Raw genomic sequence first — 1172 nt, 5'->3', positions numbered from 1 at the left:
CAAAACCATTTTTAAAAGCAGCCAACTGGCTGCTTTTTTTATACCTAAATTACGTGCCCTACTTTATGAATCAATGCCGCTAAACTTTCTACTTCCAACTTCTTCATTACATTGGAACGATGTACTTCTATGGTACGAAGCGAAACACACAGTTGGTTAGCCATATCCTGATTTTTCATCCCTTTAACCACCAGAATCAGTACTTCTTTTTCTCTTCTAGTAAGGCTTTGAAGAGTTAGTTTTGCACTTTGTTTTTCTTGGTTTTTTAGTGAACATTCCATAGCATTATCGATTGCCGCCACTAAAGCATTACCGTCCACAGGCTTTTGAAAAAAGTCCAACGCGCCTTCTTTTAAGGCGTCGACTGCCATTGGAATATCACCATGCCCAGTCAGGTATATAACGCTGATTGGACTGCATTGATTACGCATTAGCAGGTGAAGCTCCTGCCCACGCATTTCTGGCATTCGGCTATCCAACAATACACATCCAGCTTGATGCAGATTCACACTCTGTAAGAAATCTTGCCCGTTTGAATAGACATCGACGCTATAACCATAACTTTCTAACATAAAAGCCATTGATTCTAAAACAGGCACTTCATCGTCAACGATATAAAGTGGACAAAGATTACGACTCATTCTGAGCTTCCTGATACGGTAAAACGATAGTCACTTGGCACCCTGATGGGTCAATTGACCTAAAATTGATGGAACCTTGGTGCGCTTCAATTACATCGCGACAAATAGCAAGCCCTAGCCCTAGGCCATTTTCCTTCGTGGTATAAAAAGGCTGATCAAGAGGGGTATTTTGCTCTTCGAGCCCGACCCCGTTATCCATGACATCAATGATGACAACGTCATCACAAAAGCTGACATGGAGATCAACAAACAACTCTTTTTGCGAAGTCGAATGAGCAAGACAGGCATCTTTGGCGTTATTAAGCACATTAATGATCACCTGTTGTAATCCGGTCACATCCGAATAAACGTTTTGTACCTCGCCAGAATACATCACACCTAGTTGGATATTGTGACGTTGGAACTCATAATCCACCAACTTCATTGCATCATTGATGACGGCAGGTAAGTCAACCCAGCTTTTCTCGATTGGCGTCCGGTGAATCAAACTACGTAAACGCTGCACTATGTCACTCGCAGACGTCACTTGTG

The 1172-nt window shown here is 42.3% G+C and carries 2 protein-coding genes; both read right to left on the bottom strand.

Annotated features, from left to right (window positions below):
• Window positions 1-44: 44 nt before the first annotated feature.
• The gene (locus R7P35_RS25340; protein WP_017448681.1) at window positions 45-641 is read right to left on the bottom strand and encodes a response regulator transcription factor; all 597 of its coding nucleotides are present in this window, start codon (window positions 639-641) and stop codon (window positions 45-47) included.
• A partial coding sequence (locus R7P35_RS25335) for a HAMP domain-containing sensor histidine kinase (RefSeq protein WP_318093164.1) occupies window positions 631-1172 on the bottom strand: 542 nt, incomplete at its 5' end. The genes R7P35_RS25335 and R7P35_RS25340, both read right to left, overlap by 11 nt.

It is taken from the genome of Vibrio sp. Vb0304, assembly GCF_033338995.1.
Taxonomy (GTDB): Bacteria; Pseudomonadota; Gammaproteobacteria; order Enterobacterales; family Vibrionaceae; genus Vibrio; species Vibrio alginolyticus.
Note: the sequence above shows the minus strand (reverse complement) of the source record. Positions and strands in the feature narration are given on the sequence as shown.

What these genes read in the sequence shown, in the direction of transcription:
- R7P35_RS25340 (WP_017448681.1), bottom strand. Translation starts at nt 641, where the DNA reads ATGAGTCGTAATCTTTGTCCACTTTATATCGTTGACGATGAAGTGCCT.